The 13,437-nt window shown below is 62.4% G+C and carries 15 protein-coding genes and 2 pseudogenes; 14 read left to right on the top strand and 3 right to left on the bottom strand.

Annotated elements, in window-relative coordinates; genetic code table 11:
• A pseudogene (gene eno / locus VFF99_RS21280) lies at positions 1-273 on the top strand (phosphopyruvate hydratase); the annotation flags it as partial.
• A gap of 63 nt (positions 274-336) precedes the next feature.
• Complete coding sequence (ftsB, locus tag VFF99_RS21275) at positions 337-657, top strand: cell division protein FtsB (RefSeq protein ID WP_325020929.1); 321 nt, start codon at positions 337-339, stop codon at positions 655-657.
• 46 nt (positions 658-703) lie between these two features.
• Here the strand turns inward: ftsB and hslO are convergent, their stop codons facing one another.
• Together hslO and VFF99_RS21265 are read right to left on the bottom strand one after the other, a co-directional pair.
• On the bottom strand, positions 704-1,627 hold the full coding sequence (gene hslO / locus VFF99_RS21270) for an Hsp33 family molecular chaperone HslO (RefSeq protein ID WP_325020928.1): 924 nt from the start codon (positions 1,625-1,627) through the stop codon (positions 704-706).
• A gap of 3 nt (positions 1,628-1,630) precedes the next feature.
• Positions 1,631-2,155 (bottom strand): gamma carbonic anhydrase family protein, encoded by a 525-nt coding sequence (locus VFF99_RS21265; RefSeq protein WP_325020927.1) that lies wholly within the window; start codon positions 2,153-2,155, stop codon positions 1,631-1,633.
• A gap of 55 nt (positions 2,156-2,210) precedes the next feature.
• Here VFF99_RS21265 and VFF99_RS21260 point away from each other — a divergent pair, with 55 nt between their 5' ends.
• Both VFF99_RS21260 and VFF99_RS21255 read left to right on the top strand, forming a co-directional pair.
• Positions 2,211-3,026, top strand: coding sequence for a ferritin-like domain-containing protein (locus VFF99_RS21260; RefSeq protein ID WP_325020926.1), 816 nt, complete (start codon positions 2,211-2,213; stop codon positions 3,024-3,026).
• Positions 3,027-3,127: 101 nt separating this feature from the next.
• On the top strand, positions 3,128-3,391 hold the full coding sequence (locus VFF99_RS21255; RefSeq protein WP_325020925.1) for a hypothetical protein: 264 nt from the start codon (positions 3,128-3,130) through the stop codon (positions 3,389-3,391).
• Between the two features lie 36 nt (positions 3,392-3,427).
• On the opposite strand, the gene VFF99_RS21250 is transcribed toward VFF99_RS21255, so the two are convergent.
• Complete coding sequence (locus tag VFF99_RS21250) at positions 3,428-5,116, bottom strand: acyl-CoA synthetase (RefSeq protein ID WP_325020924.1); 1,689 nt, start codon at positions 5,114-5,116, stop codon at positions 3,428-3,430.
• A 112-nt stretch (positions 5,117-5,228) separates the two neighbouring features.
• On the opposite strand from VFF99_RS21250, the gene VFF99_RS21245 reads away from it, so the two are divergent.
• The 10 genes and pseudogenes from VFF99_RS21245 to VFF99_RS21200 form a co-directional block, all read left to right on the top strand.
• The gene (locus tag VFF99_RS21245; RefSeq protein ID WP_325020923.1) at positions 5,229-6,116 is read left to right on the top strand and encodes an alpha/beta hydrolase; all 888 of its coding nucleotides are present in this window, start codon (positions 5,229-5,231) and stop codon (positions 6,114-6,116) included.
• A 70-nt stretch (positions 6,117-6,186) separates the two neighbouring features.
• Complete coding sequence (locus tag VFF99_RS21240; protein ID WP_325020922.1) at positions 6,187-7,023, top strand: 3',5'-nucleoside bisphosphate phosphatase; 837 nt, start codon at positions 6,187-6,189, stop codon at positions 7,021-7,023.
• Between the two features lie 110 nt (positions 7,024-7,133).
• Positions 7,134-8,015 (top strand): protease HtpX, encoded by an 882-nt coding sequence (gene htpX / locus VFF99_RS21235; RefSeq protein ID WP_325020921.1) that lies wholly within the window; start codon positions 7,134-7,136, stop codon positions 8,013-8,015.
• A 46-nt stretch (positions 8,016-8,061) separates the two neighbouring features.
• A complete protein-coding gene (locus tag VFF99_RS21230; protein ID WP_325020920.1) occupies positions 8,062-8,685 on the top strand; it encodes an L-threonylcarbamoyladenylate synthase in 624 nt (207 codons plus the stop codon).
• A gap of 53 nt (positions 8,686-8,738) precedes the next feature.
• Complete coding sequence (locus VFF99_RS21225) at positions 8,739-9,398, top strand: site-2 protease family protein (RefSeq protein WP_325020919.1); 660 nt, start codon at positions 8,739-8,741, stop codon at positions 9,396-9,398.
• Positions 9,399-9,403: 5 nt separating this feature from the next.
• Positions 9,404-10,606 (top strand): tryptophan--tRNA ligase, encoded by a 1,203-nt coding sequence (locus VFF99_RS21220; RefSeq protein ID WP_325020918.1) that lies wholly within the window; start codon positions 9,404-9,406, stop codon positions 10,604-10,606.
• A gap of 14 nt (positions 10,607-10,620) precedes the next feature.
• The gene (locus VFF99_RS21215) at positions 10,621-11,187 is read left to right on the top strand and encodes a class I SAM-dependent methyltransferase (protein ID WP_325020917.1); all 567 of its coding nucleotides are present in this window, start codon (positions 10,621-10,623) and stop codon (positions 11,185-11,187) included.
• A gap of 80 nt (positions 11,188-11,267) precedes the next feature.
• Positions 11,268-12,146 carry a 4-hydroxy-tetrahydrodipicolinate synthase gene (gene dapA / locus VFF99_RS21210; protein ID WP_325020916.1) on the top strand — a complete coding sequence of 293 codons (879 nt, stop codon included), beginning with the start codon at positions 11,268-11,270 and terminating at the stop codon, positions 12,144-12,146.
• A gap of 49 nt (positions 12,147-12,195) precedes the next feature.
• Positions 12,196-13,347 carry an outer membrane protein assembly factor BamC gene (gene bamC / locus VFF99_RS21205; RefSeq protein WP_325020915.1) on the top strand — a complete coding sequence of 384 codons (1,152 nt, stop codon included), beginning with the start codon at positions 12,196-12,198 and terminating at the stop codon, positions 13,345-13,347.
• A gap of 8 nt (positions 13,348-13,355) precedes the next feature.
• A pseudogene (locus VFF99_RS21200) lies at positions 13,356-13,437 on the top strand (MBL fold metallo-hydrolase); the annotation flags it as partial.

The raw sequence follows: 13,437 nt of genomic DNA, 5'->3' as shown, positions 1-13,437 counted from the left end.
ATCAACCAGATCGGCACCCTGACCGAGACCTTCGCCGCGATCGAGATGGCCAAGCGCGCCGGTTACACGGCGGTGATCTCGCACCGTTCCGGCGAGACCGAGGACTCGACGATTGCCGATATCGCGGTGGGCACCAATGCGCTGCAGATCAAGACCGGTTCGATGTCGCGTTCCGATCGCATGGCCAAGTACAACCAGCTGCTGCGCATCGAGGAAGACCTCGGTGATATCGCCAGCTACCCGGGCCGTGGCGCGTTTTACAACCTGCGTTGATTGCAGATGACAGCAAAATGAAATTTGGGGGCAATTGCCCCCAAATTTCTTTAGAATGCACGCATGCGTTTGATCACCCTAAGCCTCGCGGCCCTGCTCCTGCTGATCCAGTACCCCTTGTGGCTGGGGAAGGGCGGCTGGCTGCGCGTGTGGGATCTTGAAGGACAGGTCGAGACGGCGCGGAAGAAAAATGACGAACTCAAGGCGCGCAACGACAAGCTCAATTCCGAAGTGCGCGACCTGCGCGAGGGAACGGGTGCGGTGGAAGAGCGCGCCCGCTACGAGCTGGGCATGATCAAGGAGGGCGAGATCTTCGTGCAGGTCCTGGAGCCGGGCAGTACGGTCAACACGGTGCCGAAGACGCCGCCAACCAAAGCCAACTGATTCACATGCAACGCCGGGCAAGCCCGGCGTTTCCATTTTCCGTGCCTCAGTGGCGGGAACTGCCCGCCGGCTGCATGGCATCTCCGGCGATATCCGAAGCAAACAGCTGTGCGCAATCGACTTTGTCGAATTCGTAATGCTGCCCGCAAAAATCGCAATTGATCGACAGCTTTCCGAGATCGGCCAGCGCCGCATCGATCTCCGGCTTCCCCAGCATGATCAGCATGTTGCCGACCTTCTCGCGGCTGCATCCGCAATGGAATTGCGGATGGGCCGGATCGAACACGCGGATCGTCTCTTCCCAGAACAGGCGGTGCATCAGCGTGTTGATGTCGGTGGAAAGCAGTTCTTCCGTGCGAATGGTCGAGCCGAGGATGACCGTACGGTTCCAGGCTTCCTGGTCGTCCGCCGTCTTCGTTCCGGTGCCGCCGACCCGCGGCAGCTTTTGCAGCAGCATGCCGCGCGCGACTTTTTCGTCGGCCGCCAGCCACAGCTTGGTGTCGAGCTGCTCGGAGCGGAGCATGTAATTTTCGATCGCCACTGCCACCGTGTCGCCGTCGAGCGGCACGATGCCCTGGTAGGGCTGTTGTCCCGGCAGCTTGTCCGACGGGTCGAGGGTGATGACGAAGCGCCCCTTGCCGTGCACGTTGACCAGATCATTCAGTCCCGCGCCTTCAGGAACCACCGCATCGGCCGCGAGCTTGGCCGTCGCCCGCAGGCGCAGCTCAGAGTCGCATTCGATCACCAGCAGTTTGACGGGGCCGTCGCCGTGCATTTGCAGGATCATCATGCCGTTGAACTTCAGGTTGGCTGTCAGCAGGGCGGCCGCGGCGAGGAGCTCGCCCAGGAGCGTCCTGACGGGCGCCGGGTAGTCCTTGCGTGCCTGGATTTGCTTCCAGGTCTCGGAAATTTCGACCAGCTCGCCGCGCACGGCGGCATTTTCAAAGATAAATCGTTGCAGCGTATCCATTCATTACCCGATTCGTTTCAATTCCTTCTTGAACAGCTGGCCGCGCTTGACGTAGTTGGCCGTGTTCCCGTGCATGCGGGCGATGTCTTCCTCGCTCAACGTACGAACCGCCTTGGCTGGGGAGCCGATGATCAGCGAGTTGTCCGGAAATTCCTTGCCTTCGGTGACGAGAGCGCCGGCGCCGACGAGCGAGTTCCGCCCGATCTTCGCGCCGTTCAGAATGATGGCCTGTATGCCGACCAGCGAGCCTTCGCCGATCGTGCAACCATGCAACATTGCCTGATGGCCGACAGTGACATTCTTGCCGACGGTCAGCGGAAAGCCCGGATCGGTGTGGAGCACCGAGCACTCCTGTACATTGCTGTTTTCGCCGATGGTGATCAATTCGTTGTCGCCGCGAATGGTGACCTCGAACCAGATGCTCGCGTTAGCTTCGATGCGTGCCTTGCCGATAACGTTCGCGGAATCGGCAACATAGGCGGACGGATCGATTTGTGGGGCGTGCTCGCCCAATTGGTAGATGGCCATGGATTTCCGTAAAATCAGGGACTTTGTGTGAATCCGACATTTTACCGCCCCTCGCATGAACCCATCGAACGACCCGCCGATGGCGCTGCGCGCGCTTGCATTGCATTGGCTGTGCGAAACAGATCCCGCCGCGAAGGCGGATGGCGTGCGCTCGCTGCACGCGGCTTGGGAGGCTGGTAGCGTCCCCATTGATTCCACTGCGGCGCTGATGGCGACGAGCATGGTGCCTGGTCGTCCTGCGCGCCCGGAATTGGTTTCGCCACGCACCGTGAAGCATCGTTCAATGGCAAGCCTCGAAGGACGCGCAGCGATGATCCATGCGCTTGCGCATATCGAGTTCAATGCGATAAACCTCGCGCTGGATGCACTCTGGCGCTTCGCCGGCATGCCGCGCGATTACTACGCCGACTGGCTGCGCGTGGCGGCGGAGGAAGCGCTGCATTTTTCGCTGCTGGCGGAACACTTGCGCACGCTGGGCTACGCCTACGGCGATTTCACTGCCCATAACAGCCTCTGGGACATGGCCGAGAAGACGCGCGGCGACGTGCTCGCACGGATCGCGCTGGTACCGAGGACCATGGAGGCGCGCGGCCTCGATGCCTCCCCGGCTGTTCGCGCAAAGCTTGCACAGGCGGGCGACCTGCAGGCGGCGGCCATTTTGGACATCATCCTGCGCGACGAGATCGGGCATGTTGCGGTCGGCAACCGCTGGTTTGCCTGGCTCTGCGCCGAACGCGCGCTTGATCCTGTCGAGACCTACGCCCGCCTCGCAGAGGCGTACAAGGCGCCGAGGCTGCGCGGACCATTCAATGTCGAAGCGCGCCGGGCGGCAGGCTTCAGCGAGGAGGAGCTCGCCGCACTGCTCGCATGAGATCAGAAGGCGGATTTCCGGCGCACATTCCTGCGGAACCTTGCCCTTGCCGAGCGGTCTTTGTTGGTATGGGAATAACGCCCATTCCAGAGGGAGAGCATATGTTCGCACCGAAACAATCTGTTTTCCGTCTCCTGATCGCCGCTGGGATTGCGGTTGGCGTGGCCGCCTGCGAAAAGACCGACACCGCAGCCGGCGAAAAAGGACCGGCCGAGCGGGCCGGGCAGCAGCTGGACCAGGCCGCTTCCCGCGCCAGCGAAGAAATCAACAAGGCAGCGGAAGTGGCAGGCAAGGGCCTGCAGCAGCTGGGCCAGAAAATCCAGAACGAGGCCGACCAGGCGCAACAGGAGCAGAAGAAGGAATAAGCGCTTCTTCCATCCCTGATGCAGCCGTGCGGCCGCCTATCCTGCCGGCTTCTGCGCCGCGCGCTCCTGCTCCATCAGGCGCAGCACGCGCCGTTGCACCTTGCCGGTGGTTGTCATCGGCAATTCATTGATGAACTCGATTTCCTTCGGGTATTCGTACGGCGCCAGCTTGCCGCGTACGTGCGCCTGCAGTTCCGCGATCAGCTTTGCTTCGGCATCCTTGCCGCGCGGCGTGCCGGGCGTCAGCACGACGAAGGCCTTGACCACGTTCCCGCGCTCGGTATCGGGCTTGGGTACCACCGCTACATTTGCCACGGCCGGGTGCTTCACCAGGCAGTTTTCGATTTCCGAGGGGCCAATGCGATAGCCGGCTGCCTTGAACATGTCGTCCGCACGGCCCTGGTACCAGAGGTAGCCATCCTCGTCGAGCATGGCGAGGTCGCCGGTACGGCACCAGTCGCCGGTGTACTTGTTGCGCGTGGCGTCCGGGTTTTTCCAGTATTCGATGAAGAAGATCGGATCCGGATGGCCGTGGATATCGGTGCGGTGCAGGGCGACTTCGCCCGCTTCACCCGGCTTGACCGGATTGCCGTCGTCATCGATCACTGCGACGCGGTGGCCGGGGTAGGGGCGTCCCATGCTGCCGGGCTTGGCCGGCCACTGGTGCACGCTGTTGCCCACGATGTAGTTCATTTCCGTCTGGCCGAACATTTCGTTCGGCTTGACGCCGAGCGCGGACTGGCACCAGTTGAACACCGTGTCGCCCACGGCTTCGCCGGCGCTCATGATGGCGCGCAGTTTCAGCTGGAATTTTTCGCGCGGAGACGGGTGGGCCTTCATCATCATCTTCAGCGCCGTCGGGAAGAGGAAGGTGTTGGTGATGCCGTATTTTTCGAGCAGGTAGAACGCGGTGTCCGCCGAGAAGCGGCCGCGGTAGCCGACGATCGGCTTGCCGAAATAGAGGGTCGGCAGCAGTGCATCCCACAGGCCGCCCGTCCACGCCCAGTCGGCCGGCGACCAGAACACGTCGCCGTCCTGCGGGAACCAGTTTTGCGAGGCGACGAAACCGGTCAGGTTGCCGATGATGGCGGAGTGCGGGATCAGTGCGCCCTTTGGCGCACCCGTGGTGCCGCTGGTGTAGATCAGGACAGCCGGATCGGTGGCGAGGGTGCCGACCGGATCGAAGCTCGGCCTTGCCTTGGCGAGCTCGGCATGCATGTCCAGCGCCTCGGGCGCCTCGCAGTCGACGGCAATCACATGCTTGAGCGCAGGGCAGTTCGGCTGCGCCCGGCGCAGGTTGTCCAGTCCCGCCTTGTCGACGATGACCACTTCCGCTTCGCTGTTCTGCAGCCGGTATTCGAGCGCATCCGGGCCGAACAGGATGGACAGCGGCATCGCGACGGCGCCCGTCTGATAGCAGGCCATGTGCGCGACCGCGGTCTCGATGCGCTGCGGCAGGATGATCGCAACGCGATCGCCTTTCTTGACGCCCAACCGGGCCAGCACGTTGGACAGGCGGTTGGCCTGTTCGTACAGCGCCGCGTAGGTGAGGGTGGCGGTATTGCCCTCGTCGTCTTCATAGTAGATCGCAATGCGCGATTTTTCCTCGGCCCATCGCGCGCAGCATACCTGGGCGATGTTCAGCCGTTCCGGCACGTGCCAGTGAAAGTGGTTGTACAGCTCGTCGTAGCGGTCCGTCTGGGTGGGATGTCCTGCAGAAGCCATGTCCTCTCCGTTATAATTCTCGAACGATCGTTCTATTAATTTCCATCTCCGGCAATCTGGCTATTATGCCGATTTCCGCGAATTCCATTCTTGATCTGGGTAACGATAAACCATGAAGCCGTCCCGCTCCGAGTTCATCCCCGTACGGGGCTTGCAATACCACGTGCGCCACTGGGGGAGCGAGGGAGCACCGAAGCTGTTCATGGTACATGGCTGGATGGACGTCGGCGCATCGTTCCAGTTCGTCGTCGACTGCCTGCAGCGGGACTGGCATGTGATCGCGCCGGACTGGCGCGGTTTCGGCCTGACGAAAAACGCGGGCGTCGATTGTTACTGGTTTCCCGACTACATGGGTGACCTCGACGCAATCCTGAATCACTACTCGCCTGACCAGCCCGTCAACCTGCTGGGCCACAGCATGGGCGGCAATGTCGTTTGCGTGTATGCAGGTGTGCGTCCGGATCGTGTGGCGAAGCTGATCAATCTTGAAGGTTTCGGCATGCCGGCCACCCGCCCGGAACAGGCGCCCAAGCGCTATGCCAAGTGGCTCGACGAACTGCGCGAGCCGCCGGGCATGCGGCCCTATGCATCGCGTGAAGACGTGATGCGCCGCCTGCAGAAAAACAATCGCCGCCTGACCGATGCGCGCGCGGACTTCCTCTCCCGGCACTGGTCGGCGGAAAATGCGAACGGCGAGTGGGACATCCTCGGCGATCCGGCCCACAAGCTGGTCAGCCCCGTTCTCTACCGTGTCGAGGAAGTGCTGGCCTGCTGGCACGAGATCACCGCGCCGGTGTTATGGGTGGAGGCGGACGATACCGAAGCATGGCGCTGGATGGGGCCGAAGGAAACCGCGCGCATGGAAATCGATCGCCGTATCGCTCACCTGCGCAATGTCACGACGGCAACGATACAAGATGCCGGGCACATGCTGCATCACGACCAGCCAGAGGCGCTGGCGGAGCTGATCGAGCGCTTCCTTTGCCAAAAGGCGGGATAAACGCGGCGCCCCTGCTGTCGAACGCGCTCCCGGCGTACAATAGTTGTATTCCGATCATCCCGCCACTCGCATGCTCAACGTTGACCTTCATTGCCATTCCACCGTGTCCGATGGTGCGCTTGCGCCTGCGGCGGTTGCCGCGCGCGCAAAGGCAGGGGGCGTCGATGTCTGGGCGCTGACGGACCATGACGAAATCGGCGGCATCTCCGAGGCGCGCGACGCGGCGCGGGGGCTCGGGATGCATTACGTCACCGGTGTCGAGATTTCGGTGACTTGGGCGGCGCACACCATCCACATTGTCGGCCTGAACTTCGACGAAAAGAATGAAGACCTCGCCGGAGGGCTGCATCAGACGCGTTCCGGGCGTGAGCGCCGGGCGCATGAAATGGCGGCCCAGCTCGCGGAGGTCGGCGTGCCCGATGCGTTCGAGGGCGCGCTGAGATACGTCGGCAATCCCGACCTGATCTCGCGCACGCACTTCGCCCGCTTCATGGTCGAAACCGGTGTCTGCAAGGACATCCAGGACGTCTTCTCGAATTACTTGACCGAGGGTAAGCCCGGTTATGTCCCGCACCGCTGGGCAAAATTGCAGGACGCGGTGAAGTGGATCCGTGGCGCGGGCGGAATCGCGGTGGTTGCCCATCCCGGCCGGTATAACCTCTCGGACCTGGAGCAGGATGTGTTCCTGGCGGAATTCAAGCGTGCCGGCGGCACCGGGGTGGAAGTCGTGACCGGCAGCCATACTCCCGAGGAATTCGACATCTACGCCCGCGTCGCCCGCAGGCATGGCTTGCTCGCTTCCCGCGGTTCGGATTTCCACGCGCCTGGCGAATCGCAAACGGAACTCGGGTCGCTCCCGCCGCTGCCGCCCAATCTGATGCCTGTGTGGCACGACTGGCGCGTATAGAGTTGTTTGCCGGAAGGCAGCTCCCGCCTTGCTTTTGTGGCATCATCGCGCACTTGATTTTCCGCGGAATAACCCTATCTTGATGTCGTTCTCGTACGGAGGGTTTTGGCATGAAACGAATCGTCCTTTTCCTCGCGACCAACCTTGCTGTCGTGCTGGTGATGTCGGTCGTGCTGTCCCTGCTCGGCGTCAACCGCTACCTCACCGCCAACGGCCTCAATCTCGGCACGCTGATGGTGTACTCGATCGTGGTCGGCTTTACCGGCGCCATCATTTCGCTGCTGATGAGCAAGCAGATGGCGAAATGGTCGACCGGGGCGCATGTGATCGACGCGCCCTCGACGTCGACGGAACTTTGGCTCGTCGACACGGTGCGCAAGCTTTCGCAGCGCGCCGGCATCGGTATGCCTGAAGTCGCGATCTACGAAGGCGAGCCGAATGCGTTCGCCACCGGTGCATTCAAGGATTCGGCATTGGTTGCGGTCTCCACCGGGCTGCTGGAAAGCATGACGCGCGAAGAGGTCGAGGCGGTGCTCGGCCACGAGATCGCGCACGTGGCGAACGGCGACATGGTCACGTTGACCCTGATCCAGGGCGTGGTGAACACCTTCGTGGTCTTCCTGGCGCGCGTGGTCGGCTACATGATCGACAAGACGGTGCTGCGCAACAACGATGACCGCGGTCCCGGCATCGGTTACATGGTGACCGTGTTTGTCTGCGAGATCGTGTTCGGCATCCTTGCCTCGATCATTGTTGCCTGGTTCTCGCGCTACCGCGAATTCCGCGCCGACGCGGGTTCGGCGAAACTGCTCGGCAGCCCGCAGCCGATGGTCAAGGCACTGGCACGCCTCGGCGGCATGGAGCCGCCGGAGAGCATGCCGCAGAATTTCAAGGCCTTCGGCATCAACGGCGGGCACTCCGGTATTGCCGCGTTGTTCGCCAGCCATCCGCCGATCGAACAACGTATTGCCGCGCTTCGCAGCGCGTATTGAATAACAAAAATTCAGTAACGGCGGTCGTCAAGGCCGCCGTACTTTTATGAGCCAATTTTTCCAGATCCATCCCGATAATCCGCAACTGCGCCTCATCAAACAGGCGGCGAACATCATCCACGGCGGCGGTATCGTCGCGCTGCCGACCGACTCCTGCTATGCCCTGGTCTGCCATCTCGACGACAAGTCGGCAGTCGAACGCTTGCGCCGCATCCGCGGCGTGGATGACAAGCACCATCTCACCTTGCTGTGCCGCGACCTGAGCGAAATCGCGCAGTATGCGCGGGTCGACAACCGCCAGTACCGGTTGCTGAAGGCGGCCACTCCCGGCCCCTTCACCTTCATCCTCGAGGCGACCAAGGAAGTTCCCCGCCGTCTCAGCCATCCCTCGCGCAAGACGATCGGACTGCGAGTGCCGGAGAACACCATTGCCCATGTGCTGCTCGACGAGCTGGGACAGCCGCTGATCGGCACCACCCTGATCCTTCCCGACGAAAGCGATCCGCTGACCGATCCGGACGAAGTGCGCGACCGGCTCGAACGCCAGGTCGAACTGGTGATCGACGGCGGCGCCTGCCACTTGGAACCGACGACCGTGATCGACCTGACCGGCGAAGAGCCGGAGCTCATCCGCCAGGGACGCGGCGACGCCTCGATGTTCGGCCTCTGAGCCGCGCCCGTCATTCACGGCGGGCATCATCTTCCCTCTGATAAAATCCCGCAATGGATCAGATTATTCAAACGATTGCAGTGTATGCACTGCCCGTAATCTTCGCGATTACCCTGCACGAGGCGGCGCATGCATACGCGGCACGTTATTTCGGCGATTCCACGGCCTATCTGCAGGGCCGCATGAGCCTCAACCCGATCAAGCACATCGACCCGTTCGGCACGCTGATCATTCCGATAATCCTTTACGTTGCGACCTCGGGCGCATTTCTCTTCGGTTATGCCAAGCCGGTGCCCATCGATTTCGGCAACCTGCGCAAGCCCAAGCGCGACATGGCGTGGGTGGCGCTCGCCGGCCCGGGCGCGAATTTCGTCATGGCCTTGCTCTGGATGATTTTTGCGATCATTCTTGGCCTGGGCGACGTCAATGAGCCATTCTTCATCCGCATGGCGCAGGCCGGGGTGCTGACCAACCTCGTGATGTTCGCATTCAACCTGTTTCCGATTCCGCCGCTCGACGGCGGCCGCGTGCTCACGAGCGCCTTGCCCAACCGCCTGGCGTACAAGTTCGCGCAGATCGAGCCTTACGGTTTTTTCATCGTCATGGGCCTCGTCCTCCTCAAAGTCTTGTACTTCTGGATGGCGCCGGTGATGATGCTGGCCCATGAAGCGTTGAAGCTGATTCTTTTTCCCCTGACCATTTTTCTGAGCTGAACATTATGTATCCCGATCGTGTTGTTTCCGGCATGCGTCCGACCGGTGCCATGCACCTTGGTCACTACCACGGCGCACTCAAGAACTGGATCAAGATGCAATCCGAAGTGCCTTGCCTGTTCTTCGTCGCCGACTGGCATGCGCTGACCACGCATTACGATGATCCCAGCATCATCACAACCAGCACGTGGGACATGCTGATCGACTGGCTCGCGGCGGGCGTCGATCCCTCGCAGGCCACGCTGTTCATCCAGTCGAAGGTGCCGGAACACGCCGAACTCCATCTGCTGCTCTCGATGGCAACGCCGCTCGGCTGGCTGGAACGCGTGCCGACCTACAAGGACCAGCAGGAAAAACTGGCTGACCGGGATCTTGCCACCTACGGCTTCCTCGGCTACCCGCTGCTGCAGGCGGCGGACGTGCTGATCTACCGCGCCAGCATGGTGCCGGTGGGTGAAGACCAGGTGCCGCACATCGAAATGATGCGTGAACTCGCGCGCCGGTTTAACCACCTGTACGGCAAGGAAAAGGGCTTCGAGGAAAAGGCGCAGGAAGCGATCAAGAAGCTCGGCAGCAAGCGCGCGCGCATGTACACCGAGCTGCGTACCGCCTACCAGGAGCAGGGTAATGCCGATGCACTCGAGCAGGCGAAGGCCATGCTCGACGAAACGCAGAACCTGTCGATGATCGACCGCGAGCGCCTGTTCGGCTATCTGGAAGGCAGCCGCAAGATCATCCTGGTCGAGCCGCAGGCCAAGCTGACCGAGGCATCGCGCCTGCCCGGCCTCGACGGGCAGAAGATGTCCAAGAGTTACGGCAACACGATCACGCTGCGCGAGGACAAGGAATCGGTGACCAAGAAAGTCCGCACCATGCCGACCGACCCGGCACGCGTGCGCCGCACCGATCCGGGCGACCCCTTGAAATGCCCGGTGTGGCAGCTGCACCAGGTGTACTCCGACGAACAGACCAAGGATTGGGTGATGAAGGGCTGCAGGTCGGCCGGCATCGGCTGTCTCGAGTGCAAGCAGCCGGTTGTCGATGCAATCCTCAAGGAACAGGAGCCGATGCGCGAACGCGCGCAGAAATACCTCGACGATCCGTCGCTGGTACGCGCCATCGTGGCCGACGGCTGCGACAAGGCACGCAAGCTCGCGCAGGAAACGATGCGCGACGTGCGCGATGCAATGGGTCTCGGCTACGACTGAGCGCAGGCGCTGCTGTGTCTTCCCATCTTGCCTCCGACACGCCGTCGCCCTGGGTCGCCCGCTTTCTCCCGCTGATCCCCGCGGGCGAAGTGCTCGACCTCGCGTGCGGCGGCGGGCGCCACGCGCGCCTGCTGGCGCAGCAGGGACATGCGGTGCTGGCGGTCGACCGGGATGCCGGCGCACTCGCGCTGGCCTCCGGCCCCGGCATCGTGACCGAGCAGCGAGACCTGGAAACCGAGGGCATGGCATGGCCCTACGAAGAGGGCAGATTCGCCGGCATTGTGGTCACCAACTACCTGCACCGTCCGCTCTTTCCGCATCTCTTCCTGAGCCTTGCGCCCGACGGCCTGTTGATCTATGAAACCTTCGCCGCCGGAAATGAGCAATTTGGCAAGCCGTCCAACCCGGCCTTCCTGCTGCGCGAGGGCGAACTGATCGAACTGGCCATGCGCGACGATGCACTACGTGTCATCGCATTCGAGGATGGATACGTTGAAATACCGAGGCCTGCGATGGTCCAGCGTATCTGTGCCATCAAGTCTGCCGGGGCATCGGAGCCGGCGCGCCGCAGGCTGGCCTGAAGCCGATTTCACCCCGTATTGCCCCACGGGAGCAGGCTATCCGCTACAATCAACCTTTTATATCTTTACCCAATAACATCATGATTCAGGGCAGCATCGTCGCCATTGTCACTCCCATGCATGCAGACGGCAGTCTCGACCTGCCGGGACTGCGCAAACTGATCGACTGGCACATCGCCGAAGGAACCGACGGCATTGTCATCGTCGGTACCACCGGTGAATCGCCGACGGTCTCGGTCGAAGAACATTGCGAGCTGATCAAGATCGCGGTGGAGCACACCGCCAAACGCATCCCCGTCATCGCGGGCACCGGCGGCAATTCGACCACGGAAGCAATCGAACTGACACAGTATGCCAAGAGCGTCGGCGCCGACGCCTCCCTGCTGGTGGTCCCGTACTACAACCGCCCGACGCAGGAAGGCATGTACCAGCACTTCAGGAAGATCGCCGAGTCCGTCGACCTGCCCGCGATCCTCTACAACGTACCCGGCCGTACCGTGGCCGACATGGCCAATGAAACCATCCTGCGCCTGGCGCAGGTGCCCGGCATCGTGGGCGTGAAGGATGCGACCGGCAATATCGCCCGCGGCAGCGACCTGATCCGCCTTGCCCCGAAGTCATTCGCCGTCTATTCCGGCGATGACGCGACGGCGATGGCCCTCATGTTCTGCGGCGCGAAGGGCAACATTTCCGTGACGGCGAACATTGCGCCGCGCGGCATGCACGAGCTCTGTGCCGCGGCGATGGCCGGCAAGGTCACCGAGGCGGTTGCCATCAACAACAAGCTGCTGCCCCTGCATAACAAGCTGTTCGTGGAACCCAATCCCGTACCCGTGAAGTGGGCGATGACCCAGATGGGACTGATCCCGCCGGGTCTCCGCCTGCCGCTGGCGCCGCTGGGCGAGGCCTATCACGAGACCGTGCGCGCGGCCTTGCGCGAATCGGGTGTATTACAATAAGCGCCGCATTTGGCCCGGCAGTCACGCAGACTTCACCTCATTCAGCATCATGACAATTCGAAAGCACACTCGTATCGCAAACCGCGGAATCATTTTCGGGCTGGCGCTGGCCGGCCTTGCAGGCTGCAGCACAATTGGATCGGTGCTGGAGCCGGACCGCGTCGAGTACAAGAGCGCCGGGAAGGCGCCGTCGCTGGAGGTGCCGCCGGATCTAACCCAATTGCAGCGCGAAAACCGTTACGCCATTCCCGAGGCAAACCGCGGCACGGCGACGGCATCGGCCTACAACCAGCAGCAAGTGATGCGGCCTACGTCGCCCACCGCCGCGGTGGCGGTAAGCGCCACGCCGGACATGCGCATCGAGCGAGCCGGCAACCAGCGCTGGCTGGTGGTCAAGCAGGCGCCTGACGCGCTCTGGCCCGCAGTGAAGGACTTCTGGCAGGAGTCCGGCTTCCTGATCAGCTACGAAGTTCCGCAGGCCGGCGTGATGGAAACCGACTGGGCCGAGAACCGCGCCAAGATTCCGCAGGACTTCATCCGCAATGCCATCGGCAAGGCGCTGGACTCTCTGTACTCCACCGGCGAGCGCGACAAGTTCCGCACCCGCCTGGAGCGCGCCGCGGACGGCACGACGGAAATCTACATCAGCCATCGCGGCATGCAGGAAGTGCTCGTCGGCCAGCAGAAGGACAGCACGATGTGGACGCCGCGCCAGTCCGATCCGGAGCTCGAGGCCGAATTCCTGACGCGCCTGATGACCCGCCTCGGTGCCGAAACGACGCAGGCAAGGACAACCGTGGCCAGTGTCGGCCCGCAAGCGTCCCGCGCGAAACTGGTCAAGGGCACCAGCGGCGGCTACGTGGAAGTGGACGAAGGATTCGACCGCGCATGGCGCCGTGTCGGCCTCGCACTGGATCGTGTCGGTTTCACCGTGGAAGACCGCGACCGCGCGCAAGGCCTCTACTTCGTGCGCTACGTCGACCCGGATGCCGACCAGAAGAAGGCATCCGAGAAGGGCATCCTCTCGCGCATGTTCTCCTTCGGTTCCGATGACAGTGCCAAATCGGCCCAGCGTTTCCGTATTTCGGTGAAGGCAACGGGCGGTGCAAGCCAGGTCGCGGTGCTGAACAATGAGGGCCGGCCGGATTCGTCGCAGACCGCGGACAGGATCCTGTCGCTCCTGAACGAGCAACTCAAGTAAGTCACGTATTGAAATTTGCAAGCCTTGGAAGCGGCAGTGAAGGAAACGCGCTTCTGATTTCTTCCGCATCCGGCACGACAAGCACCACCG

The sequence above is a fragment of the Noviherbaspirillum sp. genome, assembly GCF_035654295.1.
Taxonomy (GTDB): Bacteria; Pseudomonadota; Gammaproteobacteria; order Burkholderiales; family Burkholderiaceae_D; genus Noviherbaspirillum.
The sequence above is the reverse complement of the archived record's forward strand: the minus strand, read 5'-3'. Positions and strand labels throughout refer to the sequence as shown.

Excerpts from the sequence above, each read along its gene's own strand:
- VFF99_RS21245 (WP_325020923.1), top strand. The coding sequence starts at position 5,229 with ATGAAGCCGTCCCGCTCCGAGTTCATCCCCGTACGGGGCTTGCAATAC.
- VFF99_RS21255 (WP_325020925.1), top strand. The coding sequence starts at position 3,128 with ATGTTCGCACCGAAACAATCTGTTTTCCGTCTCCTGATCGCCGCTGGG.
- hslO (WP_325020928.1), bottom strand. The coding sequence starts at position 1,627 with ATGGATACGCTGCAACGATTTATCTTTGAAAATGCCGCCGTGCGCGGC.
- htpX (WP_325020921.1), top strand. The coding sequence starts at position 7,134 with ATGAAACGAATCGTCCTTTTCCTCGCGACCAACCTTGCTGTCGTGCTG.
- VFF99_RS21220 (WP_325020918.1), top strand. The coding sequence starts at position 9,404 with ATGTATCCCGATCGTGTTGTTTCCGGCATGCGTCCGACCGGTGCCATG.
- VFF99_RS21225 (WP_325020919.1), top strand. The coding sequence starts at position 8,739 with ATGGATCAGATTATTCAAACGATTGCAGTGTATGCACTGCCCGTAATC.
- VFF99_RS21265 (WP_325020927.1), bottom strand. The coding sequence starts at position 2,155 with ATGGCCATCTACCAATTGGGCGAGCACGCCCCACAAATCGATCCGTCC.
- VFF99_RS21230 (WP_325020920.1), top strand. The coding sequence starts at position 8,062 with ATGAGCCAATTTTTCCAGATCCATCCCGATAATCCGCAACTGCGCCTC.
- dapA (WP_325020916.1), top strand. The coding sequence starts at position 11,268 with ATGATTCAGGGCAGCATCGTCGCCATTGTCACTCCCATGCATGCAGAC.
- VFF99_RS21240 (WP_325020922.1), top strand. The coding sequence starts at position 6,187 with ATGCTCAACGTTGACCTTCATTGCCATTCCACCGTGTCCGATGGTGCG.
- VFF99_RS21250 (WP_325020924.1), bottom strand. The coding sequence starts at position 5,116 with ATGGCTTCTGCAGGACATCCCACCCAGACGGACCGCTACGACGAGCTG.
- bamC (WP_325020915.1), top strand. The coding sequence starts at position 12,196 with ATGACAATTCGAAAGCACACTCGTATCGCAAACCGCGGAATCATTTTC.
- ftsB (WP_325020929.1), top strand. The coding sequence starts at position 337 with ATGCGTTTGATCACCCTAAGCCTCGCGGCCCTGCTCCTGCTGATCCAG.
- VFF99_RS21260 (WP_325020926.1), top strand. The coding sequence starts at position 2,211 with ATGAACCCATCGAACGACCCGCCGATGGCGCTGCGCGCGCTTGCATTG.